Genomic DNA, 23625 nt, shown 5'->3' with positions numbered 1-23625 from the left:
TTCACTCTACCCCAGCCGCTCTGGCTTGCTCCTGCTCTTCGCGCTCGATTTCGTCGATTTCGTCAGCCGATATCTCCTGCAAACGTACGCGGACGTATGCACCTGAAGCCTTATCAGAGCCCGGGAAAACAATCCCAAATCCGATAAGGTCGCCTACCGCATTCAGATCGGTACGATTGCCGTTATCCACCCGAGGTTTGGAGTTCGAATCTATTGCGTAGAGAAGCAAAAGTGGTACGTCACCAACCTGAGAAGCTCGGTAGGCCTTGGTTTTGTCCCAAGATAGGTTTGTGCCGCCGCTATGCGGGCAGTCGATTAGAATATCCTGCCGGGACATAAGAGCCTTGATGTCTGCCGTTTCGGTGTCCCCGTCGTCCAACTGCGCGCGCTTGACCGTTGTTATTCTACCAACAGTGCCGAGCACTTTTTGCGAAGGTTCTCCCTTCTTTGGTTCGACAATGCCGACGCACCACTTATCCAGCTGGCTACCGGCCTCCTCGACAAACTCCAGTAAAAACTCCCTAGAAAGGTCCTTTTGGATTTCGTGCGGGGTATATTCACGCAAGAAGTTTATGATTTCTGATCGAGGCACCCCTCGCCAGAGTTTCGCCGTGGCTTCTTTGTCCCGAAGTCGTAACGCCTCTATTGTTTCGATCATAGAAGACGCTGCTTTCCAGTTGGCAGCAACAATACTATCAGATTTGTGGTTAAAACGTATTGTTTGCTTGTGCGCGCCCCAGTAGCTGATTGAGCATTCTTCAGCTGCCTTCATCTTTGATTTTGTCGTAATTGCCATACCTGGTATTGAACGGACACGAACCGCAAGTTCCATCGGAGTGAGATCGCGTTCTCTGTATTCAGCGATGTCCCTTCGAATTTCATCCTCGACACCAGAAAGAGCTCGGAACCTGAGCCGCAGATCTTCCGTTGTGTAAATCCGCGGGAGGTCTTCGTAGCCTGGCCTGTATCCAAACCATCGCCCCATCTGCAGGAGTGTGTCGTACTGTGAAGCGGAGCGCAGGAAGTAACTAACTGTGAGTCCTTCCAGTGTTAGTCCTCGAGCCAGAATTGAGCCTCCGACAGCAATATAAGTCTTTGGTTCGTTTTCGTAATCGATGCGATCATCGCTGCCCCCGTTTTCAATCGGCACAGTAACGGCATCGAGAACGTCGGGAAGGTGTTCGAACACTGAAACAATGGGAGTTTCTTGCTCTTCAGTTAGGTCCCTCGGGAGCCGATTGCTTTCTGTGGTCCAAAGTTCAATGATCCGATCTGCCAATTCACCCTTGCCAGCTTTTAATTCAGTCTTGTGGATACCGAGCCATGCTTCTATCAGGCGGGCAATTTTTTGGTGCATTACGACATAGGATGACGTGTGGATCAACATCGTCATATGCTGAGTTGATTGACCTCGAGCTCTTCGAGCCGCACAGCAAGCTAGGAAATAAAGCATAGCATCTTCGAGGCTTTTCGGAATCTCTGGTGAAAAGGCTTCCCGTTCAGATGCCTTGTGCGGTTGAAGCATTGCGACATCATCTTTGGGAATAACCCGAACCATGTCGTAGCCGTCGCTGCTCTCATCATCGCCGTTCGCGTCGAATTTCCCGAATAGCTTCTCTGCACCAAAATATCTCTTAGGCGTCGGAAGAGCAGTAATGAAGTCTCGTGGATACAAATCATCAAGATCGACGCCGTTTGGTTTGTAAGGGTTGATTAGTACGTTCGCAAAAGGCGTGGCCGTGTAACCAACGTAGGTTACTGCCGGCAACATTGAGAGCAGCTCGCGGATCCTCTCGTTTATCCGCGTTATGTCAAGTTCACCTGAAGCTGCATTGACGCTTGCCTGGTCACATTCGTCGTCGATCACGAGTACCCGAAGCTGTTTTAGTGCTGCCCAGGGTGTTTCTCTGATTGCATCACCCAGCTGACCAAGTGGCGATACGTTTTTTTTAACGACTGCTAGCTGTGCCTTGTCCGTGTGCTTTAAGAACCCGCCTTGAGGGGGTTTCCGAAAATCACCATCTTTCGCCGGCGTCAGAACTTGCCAGTCCAAGGGGCGACGGTCGACGAGGTCCTTCTTGAATCGCGCCTGCGTCTGTTCCCTGAGTTTATTTGTTAATCCGGCCAGAACAATCACGGTGTCATAACCTGCATCCAGCGCCTTAGCGATCACCGCAGTCATGTTGGCCGTCTTCCCAGACTGGACGTGCCCCACGACAAGCCCAGTGCACTTGAACGCGTCTTCTGCGGGGTTTTGGAGTAGGGAAACGACCTCGTCTGAGGCAATCCCTATGCTATCAATATCATCTTTGTGCCAGCCCTTCTCGTTTAGAAGGTAGTTCTTCAAGCTAGGCCAGAAGCGGTCATGCGAACGCGGACCGAAATACCATTTAGGTCGCTTGGCGATGATGGAGTGAACGTGCAGGATCTCTTTTTTCGCGAACTCTTTCTCGAGTTCAAAGCGAGCCTTGGAAAACATTTCTTCCAACTGCTCGGCATCAAAGGAGGTGGCGAACATACTGCGGAGCCTTTGAATTGCGCCGTCCATACCGCCACCGTTTGGAAGCTCGTTTTTAATAAGGTGAATTAGTTGTTCGGTCTGAAATACCATATTTTTAAGCCCTATCTGCTCGTCGCCCAATTCTGAGTAGGCGCTAAAGTGAATCTATTAAACCGCAACGGAAAAAAGGAGCGGCCTAGACACAACCGACCGTGCCAGTGACAGCCAAATGCGTCGAAGCGATGAAAATATGTGGGCTTTATGGTGCCTAGCCGCCGATTTTCATAACAAGCCATCCTGATACAACGCTTCCGGCCCCGTAACGAGAGCTCAGACTTTAAAGTCGGCGCGGATGACAAATTTTCACATATTGCATAAATATTTGACTTAGCTCTACTTCGGAACCGATTTAAACAATCCGTCGGGTTAAAAAGCAGCGAAACTACAAGCAGGTCCATTTGAGTTCACCCCAAAACGCTACGATCTGATCAAGCGAACGAGTTGCCCATCGCGTTCGAAAAGTTTTGAATAGTTTCTCGTCCGCCCGTGGACTTGAAAACCGGTCACATCAGACCTGTCCCGCTTCTTGTAAAGCCCGCGCTCATTAACCCAAAAGGCAATTTCCTTAGTGGACATCCAGCGATTTCCATTTGAAATCAGAATTTCGGAAATTTCCTCATGTAAGGTAACTGAGCGCGCTCCGCGTTTCGTCGATGGCTTGGCATTAATCTTATCAACGACCGGGACCTGCGATGGTGAAGCGTCTGAAAGATTTTTTCGCGCAAGGCGAATGGCACTGCGAAGCGGTGTGGATCTCATGCCACGTAGGTTCATTGGCGGATCAAGTCGGCTTAAAACTTTTCCCTCTAACTGTTCCAAATTATCGCGATCGGCGAAGGGCCACACCAAAAGACTCAGGTGCGAACGCATCCATTTGCTGAGCTCGGCTTCGCTCTGCCGCGCTAGACCTGCTTTTCGTCCAGGTACAACTCGAAGCCCTAGCTCACTCACAAGTGCGGCGGCGAGCGTACGACGAAAAGTTGAACTACGGATAGTACCAGAAAGATGGTTTGACTGGATACGGCCACTAAGTGTTTGCTCGCTTTTGGTGCCAGACGGCCACCGGGTCGCTCCTGCTTGTCCGCCGTAGATTAGACCTCGGCTCAGCGATACACCCAAGCCGCCAGCGAGTGCTTCTGCGCCTTCTCTGTCCACCCACCAAGTATACAATCCAGAATTATTCTCTGCGGCGGCTAGACCATTCCAATCTGACGCTCTGGTGGCCCGCTTCTCGATACACAGCGCATCGACCGCTATGGATAAATGATCAATTTGAAACATGGTTTGCTCGATCAATATTTTTCGGTGGCGACAAAGTCCCTAATGAAAATGGCACCCTTATGGCACAAAACGCTTTTTCGAAATTTTCAGATAGGTGTTCCTTTGTTGCAAGGCTGTCCGTCTGATACTTGTGCACACATGGGAAACACGACGGCTGACTTATTATCTGCACATTGGTCACAATTTTTTCCCTCCTTCGCCAATTTCTTCGACACCCAATAAGTGTATCCTTACGGTGACAAAAACTGTCACTGAGGAAAAAATGTCGTATTATAAGGCGGTTGATCTGTTGAGACTGGCGGAACTTGCTACCGCTCGCCACCTTGGCGTGGGTCTCACCGAGATTGAAGAAATTTTTCAGGTCGACAGACGCACGGCTCAGCGCATGACAAAAGCGCTTGAATCGGTTTTTCCACATGTCGAAACAAGCACCGACATGGAACGGCGCAAGTTCTGGAAGCTCGGAGGCGGAGATTTACGCCTTATTGCATCACAAGGCATTCGAGATGCAGAACTCACGGCCCTTGAGATGTCGATCAGGCGCGCCGAACGCGACGGTTCTTCAAACGATGCAGAGAGCCTTCGACGACTGCGGGATCGGCTGTTGGCGACGATGCCAGGCCCACACAAGCGCCGCGCAGAAGCCGATGCCGAAGCTCTGCTGGAGGCCCAAGGGTTTGCTTCTCGACCAGGACCTCGCGTGGTCTCGGACATGAAACTCTTGAGCGTATTGACCGAGGCGTTGCGGGCACCGTTGGAACTAAAGATCTTTTACCGTGGCGCTCAAGACAGCAGTCCAAAAGAACGTCTGATTGAGCCGCACGGTCTCCTTCTTGGGACACGCAGATATCTCGTTGCTCGTCCGTCTAACGGCGATGGCCGCATGCGTCGTTTTCGGCTTGATCGCATCCATGAAGCGGTAACCACGCCACGCACCTTTGCACGGGATCCCGACTTTGATCTTAACGCCTTTGCCGCCCAAGCTTTTGGATCATTTCATTCGGATACAGAGTTCGGTATGGTGGAATGGCGATTTACGGCTCGGGCAGCCTCGACTGCAAAGCAATTTATCTTTCACCCTCAGCAAGAAATGGTGGAACACTCGGATGGTACCCTTGTAGTCCGCTTCTCAGCATCTGGTCTCATGGAGATGGCATGGCATCTGTATCAATGGGGGGACCAGGTTGAAGTCATTTCTCCAAAAAGTCTCCGCGAAATGGTTGAACAGCATAGAAGAGACGATTTTCCGGCGCTCCCGTGAATTACGAGGTCGGCTCAATGTGGCGTCTTATTCTGCCAGTTTCGATAAGATGCTCTCCACAACTTCTCAATTTTCTCTTGGATAAAGCCCCATTGGCCCAGTTAGGAGTACTTGAGATTAATTTACACCACCAAGGAGCAACGCACGCAAAACGAGCCCAAGTTTTAACCATGACAGTATTTGACGCCCACATCCCCCACTTTGGAATACAGTTCAATTGAAACAGTGCGATTAGCACACTGGGAGTTTTGAAAATGGCCTTTTGCTTCATTCATGCATCTGACCTGCATATCGGACGAAAATTCGCCAACATCCCACAGCCAGCCGATGGCAACATCCGCGGACGCCTAATGGAAGCACGTCATGGTACGATTGGCAAACTAGCAAAGGCTGCTCATCAAAACAGCGCTGAACACATTCTTTTAGCCGGCGACACCTTCGACACCGCAACGCCTTCTCCGGTCGTTATCCGTCAGGCGCTCTCGGCCATGGGTGAGACACCGGACATAACATGGTGGCTTCTACCGGGAAACCACGACAACCTCCGGGACGCCGAACCTTTGTGGGAGACGATCCAACGTGACGCACCGACCAACGTCATTGCGCTGACGGACGCAAAGCCACATGACCTTGGGGAACGAGCAACACTCCTACCCTGCCCCGTCGCCTATCGCTCCAGCGCAAGCGATCCAACGGAACTGCTGGTCACGATGGCAAGCGACGAAGGGAAGCTGCGTATTGGACTGGCGCATGGCGGCGTGACTGATTTCACTGACTCCGGCGAAGCAATTGCACCTGACCGAGATCGCACTGCGCGTCTTGACTATCTCGCGCTTGGCGATTGGCATGGGCGGATGGCTGTATCTGATAGAGTGCAATATTCCGGCAGCCCCGAACAGGATCGTTTCAAGCATAGCCGTCGTGGCGTCTGCCTCTGCGTAACTTTTGATGGACCGGGAGCTACACCGAAGGTCGAAGAAATCGAGACAGGCAAGTTTCTTTGGACAGAAGTCGAATTGCAATTGCACCCACACCAGGATGCCGCGGCCGCGCTGAATGCAATCCTACCCGTAAATGGCCGTCGAGACCTGTTATTGCGCGTTGCTGCGATGGGTTGGGCTAGCCTGCCTGACCAAGTCGAACTCAAGAGTACTGCCGAACAGAGTGCGCCCGAATTTGCACATTTTGAATTAAGGACCGACGGTCTCGGCACACAGTATGAGGCAGCTGATCTCGATGAGATCGACCGAGGTGGCGCGTTGCGGCTTGCCGCGGACAGGTTAATGGGAGAAGCGGAGACCGAAACCCTTTCCCAGGAACAGCGCGAGGTTGCCGGGGATGCGCTCGCCCGTCTTTACGCCTACGTCCGGGAGGACGCGACATGAAGATACGCAGCATCACTCTAAAAAATGTCCGTCGCTTCACATCGGCCACTCGCGTCGATGATATCGGTGATGGCCTGAACGTACTTTCCGAACCCAATGAATTCGGGAAGTCCACTCTTTTTGATGCGATCCAAGCACTATTCTTTAAACCACATGGCTCGCGCGACAAGGACATTTCAAGCCTTCGCCCACATGCGGGGGGCGCCCCAGAGGTAACAATCGAAATCGAAACTGACGAGGGTCGCTATTCAGTGTTCAAACGGTGGCTCCAAAAGCCGGCAGCCATGATACATCGAAACGGCACGTTGATTGCCCAAGCCGACGAAGCCGAGGCGTGGATCTCGGATGTTTTGGGCGGAGATGGCGGCGGTCCTTCCGGCCTAATTTGGGTGCGGCAGGGCATGACCGACCTGACCGGCGGTTCAAAAAAAGAACAGGACGCGGCGCTGGAAGCCCGGCGCGACCTGATGACGTCGGTCGGCGAGGAAGTTGAGGCGATGACGGGCGGGCGACGCATGGATGCCGCACTCGCCCGTTGCCGTGAAGAACTGGCGGTGTATGTCACGTCGACCGGAAGACCCAAAACCTCTGGTCCTTGGAAAGAGGCTCAAGAGCGGGTCGAAATGCTCACAGAACAACACGAAACGCTTGGTTCAACGGCCCGCGATCTGCACGAAGCCCTCGCTGAAAGAAAGCGTGCGCGGCGTGACTTGCACGAGATGGAGAGCCCAGAAGCAGCAGAACAGAGGCGCGCGAAGCTGGAGCTAGCTCGAAAGGCACATTCGGTGGCAGAGCGGCACGCAGAGAAAGTAGATGCCGAGGCCAGGAGGGTTGAAATGGCGCGCTTGACAGTCGATCGCGCGAGGACCCAACTCGATAGCTTCCGTGTAACGTTGGCGGAACAGCAGGACGCAGCTGAAAAAGTCGAAGTGGCAGCAAATGAGGCGAAATCCGCGAGCGAAGCGCTCGAGGCGCAGCAAGCTATACGTGATGCTGCAGAAACGACCTTCCAGACCTCTCAGTCAAAGTTAAAGGAAGCAGAAGCTTCCATGGCGCTTGCCCAACGGACGAAAGCTGCCAAGGAAGGCGTAGAGCGTCGGCGCGAAATGGAGGAGCGTATCAAAAATGCAGAGAAAATGCGCAGTGCGATGGAAACGGCAGCCGTCGCAGCTCGTGCTGGTCCAAGTGCGAAAACGCTAAGCCGGCTTGAGGCTTTGTCCACCGCCCATAATACTGCACTTGCCGCGCGCGATGCCACTGCAACAAAGGTCATCGCCCGATATGCGGAAGGCCGAGACGGTGCAATACGAGCCGGGGACAAAGCACTGACCGACGGGCGTGCTCATGCCCTACCCCGTGCCGTGCGTCTGACAATTGAAGGCGTGGGAACGCTTGAAGTACGACCTGGTGAGGGCGATCAAGACATCGACACGGTGGACGTGGCGGCTCAAAAACTGAAGGAAGCTTTGAAAGAGGCCGGATTCGACGATCTAGAAGCGGCCCGTGCAGCGGCGGCGGCATGCGCCGAGGCTGAACAAAATTATCGTGAAGCCAAAGCGGTCCTGGCTAGCGTCGCACCAGACGGCATCGATAAACTGCGTGAAGTGCTCAACCAGATCCCTGTTCTTGATTTGGACACTGAGGCATTAGACCCGGACGCCGCAGAAACCCTGCTGGAGAATGCGCAAGACGCCCACGAGCACGCGCGCCTCGCTCGTGACACTGCGTCCGAAAAACTTGCGGATGATAGAACCGAGGCGACGCGCGCTGAAACAAATCTCACCTCATTCCGCGACCGTCTAAAAAGGGCTAAAGACGCTTTGGAGAAGTTCGGAGAAATTTCAGAAACCGATCTTGTCGAGGCTACAGTCGCCGCCGAAAAAGTATTCAAAGACGCACAGGCAGAATATGCCAGGATCTTAAGGGACGCTCCGGATCTTACAACAACGAAGGCTGCGCTATCCCGAGCCGAATCCATCGAAGCGCAAGCAAAAGAAAAAATCGCGCACTTAAAACCACTGCTTGCACGTCTCGAAGAACGCATCGGCCGCTCTTCCGGAGACGCAATTGAAGAACGCCTGACCGAAACAGCAGAGAAACTGGAAACTGCAAAAGAAACGCTGGCGCGTATTGAGCATGAGGTTGCAGTGCTGACCCGGCTCGAGGAAGCGTTGGGTACGGCTAGAAACGAAGCCCGCGAGCGTTATTTCGCTCCAATCGCAAAGGAACTCAAACCTCTGCTTCACCTTCTTTGGCCAGAGGCTGAACTGACCTGGGGAGAAGAATCTCTTTTACCAGATGCGCTGGTTCGGGATGGGCGGGAGGAGTCGATCGACGTCCTCTCAGGTGGGACGCAAGAGCAAGTGGCTCTGCTTGTCCGGCTGGCCTTCGCCCGGATGCTCGCCTCGTCAGGACGGGTTGCCCCGGTAATCCTAGACGACGCTCTTATCTTCACCGACGACGACAGGATCGAGCGTATGTTCGACGCCCTACACCGACAAGCAGGCGACCTTCAAATCATTGTTTTGTCCTGCCGCCAACGCGCATTTGGCGACCTTGGGGGCCGCGCCTTGCACCTGTTACCGGTGACAACGGAAACCGCGGCGTTCTAAGAGAAAGCTGACAAATTACTCTGTCAGCGTCTGACCTAATGAGAGTCTTGTCCTGTGCTCATTCAATCGAATTACCAAACGTGATTTCAATAGATTCCAATAAAGTGCATCGCTTCGTGTATAATTATTAAAATCAAATACTTGTGCGATTTTAAGAATATTGAAAATATCAACAAAATTAACATCAACCACAGCCTTAACTGTCGCTTCAGGTTAGCAAGTATGTCCACCCGATTTGCACTTCTCGGTCTTCCATTTCTGCGATGAAACATATGAAAAACCACTGAACAAGTCGCCTAAAGAAACTTAGGAGAAAGCTCTCTCGATGGCCTTCATGTGTTCTGACGGCGTGCCATACCCTAATTAACATGTAGACGTTTTGCAGCGACACTATCGAATCCCTGCAATCTGAGGTTTCACGCGTCTTTGTTTGCCAACAGTCCTATTTAAGCTTGTAAGATCAACCAAATCAGTCCCGAAACTACTAGGACCAGAACCGTCAAAATAGACAGATCCAGTGCAACAGAGATCGCTCTGCTCACTGGCTCCCGAGTGAGCAAAGCCAAAAACGCAATTACGGCTAGGACGATCACCAAAAACTCAAGCATTTCGCAAACATGCCTTCGAGCGCCAGAAGCTGAACATTCCAGTCATAGCATTGCCAACTGTACTTGTAATCGAACCCAAAAATTGCTGCGCGCTATTGTCGTTACTCATTAGATAAACCGCGAGGGTGTCAAAATTTGTCATGCTGAGACCGCAATCTTTATTGAGCCCGGCACCACTTGATTCTTTCGAACAGGTCGGAGCCTTTTTGACACGCTCAAAAATGGCTGCTCGGGCAAATTTTACTCACGGAGAAGGTCCGTCATGCAAAATTCGTATTGCACAATCGCCAGTCTGAATTGGAGCGATACCTTCGGAAGTGCCCGCGTTCCCATTTCAACCAAAGATTGGTCATTTTTGGGTGGTACAGATCACCCGAAACAACCAGCAACGAGTTTGAATATGATTTCTCATGACGAACTAAAACAGAAGCAAAGGCATCTGCGTGAAGGCTTCCCAGAAGACATTGGCCTTCGAATCCACCGCGCCATTAGCTGGGTGGGCCGGGCCGAGAAGGAAAAACAAGACTACGACGCGGCCTTCATATTCCTATGGATCGCGTTCAACTCTGCGTACGCGGGCGAAGCCGAAGGCGACGCGGAGCGCTCTCTTGGAGAGCGTCAGCAATTTATCGATCTGATCGACCGTCTCGTTGAGCGGGACGCAGACGGCCGGCTGTATACGGCTGTTTGGGATCGTTTTCGCGGGCCTATAGCAACTCTTATGGAAAACCGTTTCGTGTACCGGCCGTTCTGGCTGAACCAGAATGGCATCCCAGGGAACGAGAATTGGGCCAAACGATTCAAAAGTTCAGCGGAACGGTTTGTGCGTTCTATGGCCGACAAAGACACCGCATACGTTTTGCGGGAAGTTTTCGATCGCCTGTACATGCTGCGCTGCCAGATGATGCACGGCGGAACGACATGGAACAGCAAGGTCAATCGCCAGCAAGTCAGAGACGGCGCCCAAATTCTTCAAACATTGCTGCCTGTCATGCTTGATATCATGATGGACAATCCTGAAGACGACTGGGGACGTCCATTCTACCCGGTCGTCACCGTTCCGGCTGCCCGCGGAAGTGCTGGGCAAAGGCGGATTTGATGCTCTTCACTGGAACATTCCACAAATCACGCAAGGGCTCAGAAACAATTTTTTGGCCATGCCGGAAAGGCATATAACGCAATGCGCATCGATCCACTCATGACTTGCTCACCCGTTACTGGCGCATTGCGCTACATTACGGATGACCTGTTGCGAGAGACTTACCTCGCGCCAGCCGCCACAGATTTTCCACTGGTCGAGGCATTGTCCAACCGCAAGGCGCCCTGGTCGGAAAGTCTGACATTGGCTCCGGAAGAAACGGCGCGCGCAATCGAAGGCGCTCTTACAACGGTGATGCGCGCCACTGAAGGGCTGGAATTCAGTCAATTGCAACCAGAAGCCCTTCCTGAAAGCCGCGCGCGGGATCACCTGACGGCACTGCGTGACCTATGGCGCGATATTGGTACCCTGCCTGCACCGCTGGACGTTTATTCGCATGTTTTGAATTGCGACGCGGCGGATGCACTTGAACCGCTGCCACTTGCAAACTCCGTTGTCTGCCAGCACCAGGACTCGATTGAAAGAGCGTTGGCCAACCAGTTGATCGCACACCATGGGGCTGCGCCCGACGCTGAAATGTCTGCCTTCGAACAAGGTCTTGTTTCGGCAACAGCACCCGTTTCAGGTGCTCTCGGGTTCGTTCAAAGCAACCTTGGAAAATCGGGAGAAGGCACCAGCGCAGACGAAACTCTAAGAGTTTTCGGGGTTCGCGACCCTCAAGAGGAAGCAGATTTTGCCGCCGCGCGCGCTCAGCAACTTTTGCAAGATGGAATCGTTGATCTGCCAGCTGACATTGGCGTGCTGGTTCCAGACGACCGGAACTACGAACGCGCACTTGCAGAAGCCTTCGATAGAGTCGGCATTCCGCTCTCCGGTCAGGCCGAAGCCGCTATAAAGCGCGACTTGACGGCCGAATTACTGCTTCTGTTGCTGACATTGCTCGAGGCCCCAGCATCACGAACCGCCCTTGCATCCTTGTACACCAGCCCACTGATGCCCTGGCCTGGAGACACCGGTCGAAGAATGGCGCGGGAGCTCATGGACCGCGGATGGTCAGAAACGGCGAAAGAACTTGAGGGCGCCGGTCGTCTGGTACTTGATGCGCTGCGCGAAACAGAAACGTTACCGCAGCTATCCGCAAGACTTATGACCGTGACAGAAACTTTACCCGACGTGCCGCTTACCGAACGCATCGGGCAACTCGGTATTGCATCAGCAAAATCCCTGGACTGGTCTGTTCTACGCAAACGAGCGGAACCACGCAAAGAAGACGCTCCAGACATTTCAAGGTTCGTTGAAGGTGTCTCTCTCTTCACTGAAAACGCCTTACCCTGGCGCCCTGCCAGGCACCTCATTGTCCTCGGCCTTACGGGAAAACACTGGCCACGCTTGCCTGCCTCCAATCCGGTATTCACCGAAAGCGAAATCCGTTTGATCCGGGAAACAACCGGTCTGATACTTCCGGGGCGGCGCGAACACCTGTCTCGCGGGCTGGAAATGTTTCGCCGCCAGCTTTGTTCTGCCACTGAGGGCGCCACGTTGCTCGTGCCCGCGCTCGATCTTGCCGGAAAATCTCTGTCACCTTCTACCGGTTTTGCGCTTATTTCTCATCTTCTGGGCGCGTCCGATCCGGCGGACCTGTTGTGCGATGTGCGCGGTTCAGACGTTACATCCATACCTGTACCGACGGAGGCGCTGCCGACACAAGCGGACCCAGCTGCATCATTGCCAGAAGATGGGATAATAAGTCTGAACACCGATCTTCTCCGCCTGCGCCAGGCCAGCGAAGGAGGGTATGTCCGGCAATCTCCTTCGAGGTTGGAAACGCTTCTAGTCAGCCCATTGGCGTGGTTAATGGATGAACTGGGTGCGAAAGATCGCACTTGGGCTTCAGAAACACTTGATGTCATGACGCTCGGCACAATCATGCATCACATATTGGAGGTCGTGTTTCCTAAAGAAGAGCCTATTCCAGACGCAACTGCCGTTGACGTAAAAACTCCGGAGGCGCTTGTCGACGCAATAAAATGTCATGCAATCTGGCTGAATGGTCCAGCTTGGAACACTGAGCGCGCCAACCTGTTGCGGGAAGCGCGAATGATTGCACAATCCTGGGGCGGCTTCCTGCGCAAATCGGAAGCCACTGTTTTACATAATGAAATTGGCCTGGAGGGAGACTTCGACGGCCTGCCGATCGCGGGACGCGCGGACAGTCTTTTGAGACTGCCCAACGATCGTGTGCTTGTCGTAGACCACAAACGATCAAAATCCTACTCGCGGCGCGCGCGCATGACGAAAGGCTGGGACCTGCAGGTTGCGCTGTACCGCGCCATGTTGGAACGCCCCTCAGAAGCGATGTCTCTTACGCGCCTCGTTCCCGAAGGCGTCAAAACGACAACCGCATATCATACCATGCTTGATGCAACTGTCCTGACGGACTTTGGCGGTGAAGGTATACCCGGTGCGGAAGTTGCTTCGGTCGACATCTCTGCGAATGCGACGGATCACCTGCTGCAAGCTGTATCCGAAGCAAGAGCAGGGATCATCCGATTGAACCGATCTGATGACATTTCGATCATGGAGAAGGACCGGGGCATTACGCCCTACGCACTCAAAGACAATGAGTTTGTGAAAGCTTTCACCCTGCCGGCGGAAGAGGGGTCTCAATGACAGATCATCTGACGTTAGTTCCCGCCGGTGCTGGAGCCGGTAAAACGACGCGCATCCAAAACACCTTGGCAGACTGGATCGAAACAGATCAGGTGAAACCGGGCCGAATTCTTGCGGTCACCTTTTCAGAAGCGGCCGCGTCCGAGCTGCGCATGCGTATTCGGGCCGAACTTATGAAACGGGGCCGTGTCGAAGATGCTCTGGAAATCGATCGGGCCTATGTTGGGACAATTCATTCCTTGGGACAAAGGCTCCTGACAGAGCATGCATTTGCTGCGGGCCGTTCTCCTCAAAGCCGCCTACTCAGCGAGGCCGAGCGTGATATTTTGATCCGTCTCGAAATGGCATATTGCCAAGCTCTTGAACCGATCATGCAAGACCTCGGGAGATATGGTTATAAATGGTCGTTTTTGTCAGGTGAGAATGCCGAGAGTGCTTTGCGATCCGACCTGTTACGCACAGTCGATCTCTTGCGGGGCCTTGGCAGGAGCGGCATGTCAAATGCCTTGTGCAAAACAGCGATTCAACGACTGGAAAATGGATATGGTGCCTGCGCCGCCGATGGTTCTTCTCTGACAAGTACACTGCAAGACGCGGCCAAAGATCTCCTGCTTGCCTTTCCCAGTTCGCTTGCGCCCGACGCCGGCAACCAGTCGGCGCAAAAGGATTTTGCCAGAGACTTCGCAAACCTAAGACGCGCGGCAAACACGGATGACCTTGAGCGGGACTGGTCTCTCTGGCACGCTTTGCGAGATCTGAGACTTTCAAAACGCACGTCGCCAACTCCGGACGGGTACGACGCCTACGCGGCGACCGTGATGAAGGCCGCCGACGCCCTGCTACAACATCCGGGCCCGTTAGAGGACGCCAAAACACATCTTACAGCGCTTGTTAGCGGGGCCCAGCAAGTGCTTGCAAGCTACGATGCTGCAAAAAGGCAGGCCGGGCTGATTGATTACGCGGATATGATTGTGGAAGCGGAGACGCTGCTTCGCGACCGTGAAGACATCCTTGCAGCTGTGTTGTCGGAGGTCGACTGCGTCGTCATCGATGAGTTCCAGGACACAAACCCCGTACAGTTTTCGCTGTTGTGGCGACTGGCGAAGGGTGCACAGCGAGCACTCATCGTTGGTGATACAAAACAGTCAATAATGGGCTTTCAAGGAGCAGATTCACGTCTTTCAGAAGCGCTTCAGAAATCTTTCCCTGACAATGTCGATCCCCTGAACAAAAACTGGCGTTCGGATGCACGCATCATGGGTTTTGTAAACGAGCTCGGGCGCGTGCTCTTCCCAGAAAGTTACGATGCACTGTCACCAACACAAGACGAAACGGGCGAGACCGCTATCGAAGCAATCGTGCTCCCGCGAAGTTGGGCGGATAGAAAGAAACACGCGCCCGACTGCGTAGCGGACAGAGTTTTCGAGATTCTCGAAGGGAACGAACGGGTTCGCGACAAGCATACAAAAAAGCTGCGATCAGTGAGACCGTCAGATGTGGCTGTGCTTTGTTACACGACTGCCGAATGCGCGCGTATGGCGGACGCGTTGCGAAAACGTAGTCTGCCGGTCCGAATTCAAGGCGAGGGCTGGCTTGAAGCACCGGCAACACGGGCTGCACGGGCTGCTGTTGCCTTTGTTTCCGACCCTGCCGACCGCCACGCGGCGCTCACATGGCTGACGCTCGGTCCACCGGCTGTTGCACTTGAAGACGCGCTTGCCAGTTCAGTCAGCGGCAAACTCGACACAGATACCGCGCTAGAAGCACTGCACAAATTGCAGCCCCTCGCAAACGAATTGCCTGTCGGCGACCTGATCGCAGAAATTATAATAGCTACGGGACTGCGCGATTGGGCCGCTGGTTTGTCCGACCCGCTCGAAGCACTGGCTGATTTGACACGTTTTCAGGCTGAAGCCGGCGAATTTGATCAGCTCGCCCAAGATATGCGCGCCGCTGCCGGTTTCCATGGTTTTGGGCCACAGGTTTTCCTCGGTTGGATTTCGGCACAAACTGAAAAAGACTGGAACCGCCATCCGGATCCGGCTGGCTGGTCAGGAACTGGTGTCGAAATATCAACCTGGCATGCGGCAAAGGGGCGAGAGTGGCATATCACTGTCGTGGCAGGACTGGAATTCAAGTTTCCCGAACGTCCTGGCACTCTGAGCGCGGATTTCTCGAGTTTCGACGACTTGGACAACGTGCTTAATCAGGCTGGTCTGAGCTGGCTTCCGAATTTTGCGGCGCCTGAAAAACAGAAAGTTTTTGCTGACGACTTGATCGAAAAAGATGAACGGGACGCGGCTCGCGAACTCTATGTTGCAATGACGCGCGCACGCGACAGGTTGATCGTCTCTCTGCCGGCGGAACCCTCGAAAGAAAAGGACCGTCCAGAACGCATGGTTGACCTGTTGCGCGCGCGATCCGGACTGGATGTATCCGGGGCAAGTTTGATGGTGTCTGGGAGTGAAGTAGACGCGCGGATTATTTATGAAGCCCCTGACAGAGAATTCCCCGAAGCCGGCGCAGTGAACCAGGCGTCTGTCCCACGCTTTGGGCAATCGCGGGTTGCGCCAGTTGCGTCGCGCACCCCGTGGCGCGTCAGCCCTTCATCGCTTGAGACCGAAGCGAAAACAATACCACCGATGCTAAGACATTTTGAGCTCGGTCATGGCCTTGGGGTCCGGGCGGACCATTTCAACAGCGCCACAGAAAGAGGGACTGCTTGGCACCTTGCCTTCCGTGTTCTGTGTCAACGACCCGACTTGCGAAATCGGCTGGCCGCCACAGTTGGCCTGGATTCTGTGGCACTTGATACCATAGCGGCCCAGATCGAAAGCGTCCGGGCCTGGCTCAAAGACCAAGGGTACGAACACCTGCATTTTGAACTTCCGATTCAGGACGTGCGCACTGACGGGTCGCAGACCAATGCGATCATCGACTGTCTCGCGGAGGGGCCGTCCGGGTACCTGATACTGGACCACAAATCAGGCCCCTGCCCTGACCCATCAACCAGATTTGCAAACTATCTGCCGCAGTTGCGCGCATATACAGAGTTGCTCTCCGCCAGCGGCGGCAAGCCCGTGCGGCAACTAGCCATCAACTGGATGAACGAAGGCATGATATCGGTTGCGCACGTGGCTCATGAAACCGCTGTTTGCGCTTAATCAAAGGAAAACAGGTGGATATTCAAAAGATTATCTCAGAATTACCTCAAAACTCGAAAAAGTCACTTAAGGATCGGCTTGCAGATGTGGATTGGATCGCATTGCGGTTAAAACCAAAATTAGTTTTCTCTTTTGCTGGAAGTGAAGACAACGCAAAAATCGATTACACAGTTCGCGCATTTCTCAAACTTCCTCTGAACGCAGACGACGCACCCACTGAACCGAGTCCCAAAGGCGAGGTTTCATTCGAGTTATCGCCTGAAGGATTATTGGTAGAAAACTCAGCTAACACGTTTTCCGCAAAGGGTTTTTCGTCAATTCACTATGCGGAAATGGGTTCCAAACATCAGGAAATGGGCGCGCTTAATCGAATTGGGTCAACCAATTTGAGGAGTTCACAGGCAAAGGAAAAACTAAAGCAGCTTTCCCGGTTTTGCTCCCATTTGTCGACTAGCAAGACGAGGCCAAACAGTTGAACATCCCCACAGATATTGCGTCCCATGGTTTCTCCTACCTTCTGAAGAGTAAGGCCCGTAATGCGCTTTCAAATGCCCTTGATGCACATCGCAAGCGTCTTCTAACCTACAAAAGCCTCAAGAATTCGGGCGAAGTTATAAGCGCTGAATACGGGGATAGAGTTCTTTTCGAGCTCGTCCAGAATGCACACGATGCTCATGACGTGGGTGACAACGGTGCGATCAGGATCAAATTTGTCAAAACATCAGAAACCGAAGGTCACCTTTATGTGGCCAACAAAGGGCGCGGATTCACAGAGCGTGACGTGGACGCCATCACGAACTTGGCGACCAGCGAAAAGGAGATTGGCGAGGGAATTGGAAATAAGGGGCTCGGCTTTCGCAGTGTCGAGACGATTACTGACGATGTACATATCTATTCACGATCGGAGAACCGCTCGCCCAATGCGTTCGATGGATACTGTTTTCGGTTTTCTCGACCGGTTGAGATACGTGGTATCTTGTTGTCAGAACTGGACGACCAGCACGTTAGCGAAGATGAAGCAGATGTCATCGCGCAGACAATTCCGCGTTACCTCGTGCCACAACCCCTAGATGAAATTCCTCCCGAGATAGAACGCTTCGCGGCTGCCGGTTTTGCTACGGTGGTCGTCGCTCCTCTACGATCCTCATCTGCGGTGAGTTTGGTGTTACAGCAAGTGGACGAGATCGCAAACTTGGAACACCCGCTGCTCCTTTTTTTAGACCGAATCGCGGAGGTTCGCATTGATGTCGAAATTGAGGGAAAAAGGACTGGTAGCCGTCGATTGACCAGACGCCAGACAATCCTGCGTGAGGCGGATGGCCCATTGCATCCACGAGTGTCGGCGATCGAAGTGGGTGAGCGGCGACGCTTCCTGCTTGTGCAGCAAGACGTTGATAAAAAACGCGTTCTTGAGGCCGTGCAAGATAGCATTGATCGAGTAGCGCCTCTGAAACGCTGGTTGGACTGGAAGGGACAACCGTCTGTTTCTATTGCAGTAGGGATGTCCACCGCAGCAGTTGAGGACGGACAGCTGTACAATTTTCTTCCGATGGCGAGCGAAGCCGGGTCGCCCCTTTTGGGGCACATTGATGCGCCTTTTTACGCCGACATCGACCGACGCAATATTGACCTTAACCTTCCGCTCAACAACCTGCTCATGGATGCCATTGCGGAAGCCTGTCTTTTCGGTGCACTCACTGCCGTGCAAAAGCAGCTCGATGTTCCCGCCAGCAGTGTATTTGACTTGATCGCATGGAAAGGGGACGCCGCACAAAAACTGGACGCAGCGGTCGAAGCCGCCGACTTGGATTTGACAGAACTTCGACTAATTCCGATCAACCCCACCGAAGACGGTCAAAAATGGTCAACGATTGCTGAAGTAAGCATCTGGCCAGACGCCAATTTTGTTCTGTTGAAGCCGCGCGAAATCGTTAAGCACGTGGGAATGCACCTGACATCCGGCGATTTGGACAGTCAGCGTCTTGAAAGGCTACGCGATATGGCGGGGCGCATTTGGGGCCGCTTTGGCTGGGAGTATTCTCGCCTACCATCACCGAATGAGATTGCCAATTGGTTGGAAGCTTACGCGAAATCGCTTGTACAGCGGTCTGCAAAGCCGGTGACATGGGCCAAGTTCTACAAAGATCTGGTGACTCTCTGCGAGGCTTCCGGGGTGACGCTAGAAAGCCTTGACGGAGCTGAGATTCTTCTCGACCGGGAGGGAAAGCTGCGTGCGGCCGGCGGACATGATGCGGTTGACCGCCGCGGTCTCTTCGTTCGCGGCGCAAGTGAAATCGGCAAGCGCAAGAAAGGTGATGTTCCTCTACCGCCGTCTTCCCTAACCAAAGGCTATCGCTTTTTTGATGAAAAGATCGCTCTGTCCGGTGAAGTCCTGAAGACGTTATCCGATGCAGGGCTCGTTCGACTGTTCGATCCTATAGAGGCGCTTTCCGGCCTGAGCGCAGCGCTGGGCAGGAGGCTCAGCGACAAAAGGCGGATGGACGCTCTCGATTGGGCATTTCGTGTTTGGGATGCAGCGGGTAAAAGTGCGGCCTCCGCAATTGAAGATGCCAACTTGCACGTCCCGACGGTCGGAGGGTGGATACCAGCAGCTGAAGCCGTTTTTTCGAGTGCATGGAGCGGTACCGGAAGGCGCTTGGAAGCGTTCCTTAGTGACGCATCACTGCTCTCGGATGACTGCATGCGAGCAAGAAACCAGCTTCTCCAGCCTCTAAGCGAGTGGAGCACGCAAAGTCCGGAGAGCAGCCGAAAGTGGATAATATTCCTGAGTCTCTTGGGTGTTACTGATGGTCTGAAGCCGATAGCATCCGGAGTTGACAGAAGTGGATCACCCTCTGACTATTGGGACGAGCTTTTGCAAACTGGAGATGCAAGCCGGGGCCTAACAGGAAAGTGGACAAGGCTCGCGCAACAAACCTACTTTAGCCATCCAAACACGCCCGATTACACACTAAGTGGCGAGTTTTGGCGGCTGCCAGGCCAGATTGAATACGATGAATTTCCAGACCATTTGCGGGAGGCGTTTTATGAATTGCTTGTCCACCATATCTCTTGTCACTTCGACAATTTCTTTTACGCAAGGATTGGCCGCTATGATCGTTTGGAACGCGATTGGAATGAACGCCGCGTTGTCACACCGTTAGGTGCCTTCCTGCAGTCCGAGGAGTGGCTGAATGCAGACCTGCGCGGTGAGCGTGTCTTTCTTTTGCCAAACCAATGCTGGGCATCGAAATCCAAAAGATCAGGTGTTCCGGCTTTCATGCCTCGTCTCTCAGAGGACGCGAGAGTGCTCTTGGACCGAGACGAGCTCGCTGAGATCGTGTTCAGTGATAGGCTTGGGCTTCTCGATTGGACCAGTACGGACACTGCAACTCAACGCCTTATTGCTTTGGCAAACGGCGTCGCGGATCTACGGTCTGGGGATATTGGAAAGTTTCGTCGCGAATACAGTCAAGCCTGGAAAGAAATCGCCGAAAACAAAATCGAGTTACCGTCTAACCTCCCTCTTGCCGTGTATCGTTCTGGGAAATTGACAAGGATCGAAGTTGAAGAAAGTGCACAGACTACGGTAGTCCTCGTGGAAAACGCGCAGAACTTTGAGGCGCGGGCGCTCTCCGCATCTGGCGTGTCGGTACTCGAGCTGGGCGAAGTGGACCTTGGGGTCATCGAAGAAAGTTTTGGACATGTCGAGGCCTACTCAGCGAAGCAACTGGACCATGCCTCAGTCCGATTGCTGGTGGATGGTTCAGTTTTCGTGCCGTCGTCTGATGACGAGTACCTAGTTTCTTTAGGCCTAGACTGGCTTCCTGAAGTTGCAGTCATTGCCAACGAAGTGATTGGTGAGAACCTTGAGAGAGGTATCCTCGCCACGAATCTCGACAAGAGACTTCGGTTGATCAGGATTCGTAGATGCAATTCAATTTCGCTGACCGTAGCTGGTCAGGACGTGGCGAGCGGCGGTCGCATGCAGTGGTACGCCTATCAAGATGATGCCAAACCGACGCTTATACTGACGGAAGATATCCCAATTGACTGGCCGCGACTTGCAGAAATCATTGCAGCCGAGCTTTCCAAACTCATCCATGCTCGACTGCGATCACTTGAGATAGCCATTCTACGGTTGGCTCAAGGACGCCCTTTTGGTTCTCTCGAGCGACCGACCGAAACCGAGCTTGCCTCTGCGCTTAGATGTGACGTTAGAATTGTCGAAGACATGCGCGCAGGGATGCGGACCGACCTGGCGCACGTCCTACACCAGATCGTTCCAATCGTCGCATATTATGAGAATGTCGATCTGGCTCGGGGCCTTGCTGATGCCGCCATGGAACAAGGAGCTGAATTTAGTATTCGGAATTGGCTTGAGACGCATCTTTCAACAAGCTCTCCAGCTGCCGGCGATCTGCTCGCTGCTTGTGAGACTAGTCCTGATCGTCGTTCGATTGCGACAGAGCTGGACCTTCACTACGGACGGTTCAACCGAGTGCTCCAGTCGATCGGCGAGGAGACTCTATCAAGCGAAGCGGAATTGCGGGCCATGTTCGAAGCGTATTTGCGCGAGATGTCGCCCGAATTAAGGGACCGATTGCGGCTGCTACATCTTCAGGATTATCGGCTCGGAAAGGACCTTTCGACCTACCTTTCAAGGCGCGAGCTAAACTTCATCCCGTTTGAACCAGCTTGGGTCCTCGATTTCGAAACGCTAGACCGACAGATGGTCGTCGAGCATGTGGAGGCTTCTTTTGCAGAGACGTTTGGGGAATTACCGGAAGATGAACTTCCGTCTTTTGATAAGATGATTAGTGAGAACCGCAAAGTGGTTCGCGCCTTTGCAAACGAAGCCAAACCCATAATAGGAGTGTGGTGTCGCAAGAACCATGCTGACCTTCCAGACATCTGGGAACGAGAAGAGGCGCAGGACGTCGTGCGCTTTGTGGAGAATGCGGGCTTGCTTGACTTCGATGTGGTCGACGCGGACCGAGTTGCAGCTCTATGCAAGCGCGTCGGCATATGGCCCGAGGAAATGCCTGCAAGCATTGATCCGGAAAGCCTAGGGCTTGACGAAAGTTCAGTACGCAAGGAACAGGAGCGGAAGGCTATAGAGCAGCAGGAGCGTGATCGCAGCAAGCGGATCATCCAATTTGCCGGACGTAATCTTGATCCAGGCGACCCTTCTTTTGCCACAGCTATGCAAAGCATTGCCGAGGCCACTATCGCGCTCGACGATGGCTGGTTCAAACGGAGCCGTCAGCGAACTAGGCTGGTAAAGCTTGACGGATTATCGGAATCAGGTTCTGGCAGCGGTAACGTAGAAAGTGGCAAAAAGGCACAGCGAGCAAGGCGGCTAACAGAAACGCAGAAGATCGCAATGGGCATCACGAGTGAATGGTTAGCCTATCAGTACCTTAAAAGACGACTTCCCGATGCCGTCGACGAGAGCTCGTGGGTCTCAGAGAATAGAATGAATTTCTTTGGTGGTAGCGAAGGTGACGACTCAGCCGGCTACGACTTTCTTGTGCAGACTCCAAAGATCGACTGGATGTTTGAGGTCAAGTCCACCTTGGAGGATGGATGTGAATTTGAACTGACCTCGAACGAGCTTCGCGTCGCTAGCTCGGCCTCTCGCACTGGTCGCAGACGATATCGCATTCTCTATGTTCCTTATGTCTTTTCGCCGGAGAAATGGTGTGTTTTAGAACTTCCCAACCCGATGGACAAAGAAACTCAGGCGCAGTTTTCTGTCGCGGGACGCGGTTCGCTTCGTCTGCGGTTTGAGCGCCGCTAACATTTGGAGCGAGATGAACAACGTAACATCATGATCGAAAAATGGTTTTTAAACTTCTTGATGTGAGTTCGTCGGTTGCTAAGTTCGGAGAATTGCCGTGGTTTTGGGTGCGCTAACTGAATACAATAATTTAGGAGGACGAGTTTTGACAAATCTTACAAGAACCCGCCGTGTGGTCTTCCGCCACGCCGATGGTAATCTCTACCGGCTTGCCAAGAATGGTGGCAGCAAGAATCCAGGCTACATGTTCAGACCGAAAAACGAGAACCGGTATGGTGGTCAAGTCATCAGAACGGAGGACCCTCTAGAGGTGATCGAAGCTACACTGAAAGAAGGCATGTCTGTCCGATGCAAGCCAATTCCAAATGGAACCGTACGGTTCCTACCCTTTGCTCCAGGAAGCTTGCAGGAATACGAGGTCGGTTCAGAAATCGCTGAAGCACTAGGAATACCGGAGACTGGGTCGGTCGAAGAAGGGAAGGTCGGGTAGTATTTTTTTTGAAAGGATCGACTTTCTCAAAAGAGGCTATCAAATGCGGACGAATGTTAGATGCCGGCATCGCAAGCTCCACCGCTTGTCCATGTAAGAGGGTTCTCTGGACTAGGTTTCGACCAAACAACTTACCGTTATCGGCAGCGCTAGATCCAAGAAAATAAAGTTAAAAGGCAATTTGATTTGCAGGCTCTCACAAAAAGCTTCTGCGAACTGGCTCAACCGCAGAGCAAGCCGGTGTTTACCTACAATAGTCGGCTCGCTTGATCCTTGACTTTGCTGCAGGTGTTTCGAGGTCAGCGTATTTTCCGCCAGAGTAACGACGGCAATCGAGGGCGTGGCCCGCTGATATTGCTGAAGCCCCGATATCAATCCAACGCTTTGTTCCGTTCTCTTGAATAAAGCATGAACCGACATGGCGGTCGTATGTTTTTGCTCCGGTAAGGAAGCAGGCAACGGTTCTATTGCGCAGATGATTTACCATCCAGCGTCGCGCGTCTCGCCCAGCTGCTGTGCCGAGCTCCGGGCCGTCGACACCGTTCAAGCGGATCGGTACGCCGGATACAACGACCGTATCGACGTCGCGGATTTGAGCTGCGCCGACCACGTCGGGTTGCTCACCAGCCATAGCGTTCGTCGCTCTTCCCATTAGCAAAGCAAATGCAATCAAAAACGGTTTCAACAATATA

Annotated in this window: 12 protein-coding genes; 9 read left to right on the top strand and 3 right to left on the bottom strand. The window is 53.2% G+C overall.

Going from position 1 to position 23625, the window contains the following annotated elements:
* Position 1: 1 nt before the first annotated feature.
* The gene (locus RUE5091_RS00565) at positions 2-2611 is read right to left on the bottom strand and encodes a Z1 domain-containing protein (RefSeq protein WP_243470689.1); all 2610 of its coding nucleotides are present in this window, start codon (positions 2609-2611) and stop codon (positions 2-4) included.
* Between the two features lie 366 nt (positions 2612-2977).
* A complete protein-coding gene (locus RUE5091_RS00560) occupies positions 2978-3841 on the bottom strand; it encodes a GIY-YIG nuclease family protein (RefSeq protein WP_058279941.1) in 864 nt (287 codons plus the stop codon).
* Between the two features lie 262 nt (positions 3842-4103).
* Here RUE5091_RS00560 and RUE5091_RS00555 point away from each other — a divergent pair, with 262 nt between their 5' ends.
* The 9 genes from RUE5091_RS00555 to RUE5091_RS00515 all read left to right on the top strand — a co-directional run bounded on the left by RUE5091_RS00555 (position 4104) and on the right by RUE5091_RS00515 (position 22933).
* Positions 4104-5102, top strand: a complete 999-nt coding sequence (locus RUE5091_RS00555; protein WP_082643531.1) for a helix-turn-helix transcriptional regulator — start codon at positions 4104-4106, stop codon at positions 5100-5102.
* Between the two features lie 254 nt (positions 5103-5356).
* Positions 5357-6487: a metallophosphoesterase family protein gene (locus RUE5091_RS00550; protein WP_058279939.1), complete on the top strand. Its 1131-nt coding sequence runs from the start codon at positions 5357-5359 to the stop codon at positions 6485-6487.
* Positions 6484-9099, top strand: a complete 2616-nt coding sequence (locus RUE5091_RS00545) for an AAA family ATPase (protein WP_058279938.1) — start codon at positions 6484-6486, stop codon at positions 9097-9099. The genes RUE5091_RS00550 and RUE5091_RS00545 overlap by 4 nt, the downstream gene beginning before the upstream one ends.
* A gap of 870 nt (positions 9100-9969) precedes the next feature.
* Complete coding sequence (locus tag RUE5091_RS00535; RefSeq protein ID WP_243470688.1) at positions 9970-10806, top strand: HEPN domain-containing protein; 837 nt, start codon at positions 9970-9972, stop codon at positions 10804-10806.
* A 528-nt stretch (positions 10807-11334) separates the two neighbouring features.
* Positions 11335-13476 carry a PD-(D/E)XK nuclease family protein gene (locus RUE5091_RS00530; RefSeq protein ID WP_165590733.1) on the top strand — a complete coding sequence of 714 codons (2142 nt, stop codon included), beginning with the start codon at positions 11335-11337 and terminating at the stop codon, positions 13474-13476.
* Entirely contained in the window at positions 13473-16640 is a 3168-nt protein-coding gene (locus RUE5091_RS00525) for a UvrD-helicase domain-containing protein (protein WP_058279935.1), read from the top strand. Before RUE5091_RS00530 ends, RUE5091_RS00525 begins: the two co-directional genes overlap by 4 nt.
* A 14-nt stretch (positions 16641-16654) precedes the next feature.
* Positions 16655-17116 carry a hypothetical protein gene (locus RUE5091_RS23005; RefSeq protein ID WP_131726253.1) on the top strand — a complete coding sequence of 154 codons (462 nt, stop codon included), beginning with the start codon at positions 16655-16657 and terminating at the stop codon, positions 17114-17116.
* A complete protein-coding gene (locus tag RUE5091_RS00520; protein WP_058279934.1) occupies positions 17113-22443 on the top strand; it encodes a sacsin N-terminal ATP-binding-like domain-containing protein in 5331 nt (1776 codons plus the stop codon). Before RUE5091_RS23005 ends, RUE5091_RS00520 begins: the two co-directional genes overlap by 4 nt.
* Before the next feature lie 145 nt (positions 22444-22588).
* A complete protein-coding gene (locus RUE5091_RS00515; protein WP_131726252.1) occupies positions 22589-22933 on the top strand; it encodes a hypothetical protein in 345 nt (114 codons plus the stop codon).
* Positions 22934-23177: 244 nt separating this feature from the next.
* Here RUE5091_RS00515 and RUE5091_RS22480 read toward each other — a convergent pair whose 3' ends face one another.
* A complete protein-coding gene (locus tag RUE5091_RS22480; protein ID WP_243470687.1) occupies positions 23178-23618 on the bottom strand; it encodes a thermonuclease family protein in 441 nt (146 codons plus the stop codon).
* Positions 23619-23625: the final 7 nt, after the last annotated feature.

It is taken from the genome of Ruegeria denitrificans (assembly GCF_001458295.1).
GTDB classification, from domain to species: domain Bacteria; phylum Pseudomonadota; class Alphaproteobacteria; order Rhodobacterales; family Rhodobacteraceae; genus Ruegeria; species Ruegeria denitrificans.
Note: the sequence above shows the minus strand (reverse complement) of the source record. Positions and strands in the feature narration are given on the sequence as shown.

Excerpts from the sequence above, each read along its gene's own strand:
- RUE5091_RS00565 (WP_243470689.1), bottom strand. The coding sequence starts at position 2,611 with ATGGTATTTCAGACCGAACAACTAATTCACCTTATTAAAAACGAGCTT.
- RUE5091_RS00560 (WP_058279941.1), bottom strand. The coding sequence starts at position 3,841 with ATGTTTCAAATTGATCATTTATCCATAGCGGTCGATGCGCTGTGTATC.
- RUE5091_RS00555 (WP_082643531.1), top strand. The coding sequence starts at position 4,104 with ATGTCGTATTATAAGGCGGTTGATCTGTTGAGACTGGCGGAACTTGCT.
- RUE5091_RS00550 (WP_058279939.1), top strand. The coding sequence starts at position 5,357 with ATGGCCTTTTGCTTCATTCATGCATCTGACCTGCATATCGGACGAAAA.
- RUE5091_RS00545 (WP_058279938.1), top strand. The coding sequence starts at position 6,484 with ATGAAGATACGCAGCATCACTCTAAAAAATGTCCGTCGCTTCACATCG.
- RUE5091_RS00535 (WP_243470688.1), top strand. The coding sequence starts at position 9,970 with ATGCAAAATTCGTATTGCACAATCGCCAGTCTGAATTGGAGCGATACC.
- RUE5091_RS00525 (WP_058279935.1), top strand. The coding sequence starts at position 13,473 with ATGACAGATCATCTGACGTTAGTTCCCGCCGGTGCTGGAGCCGGTAAA.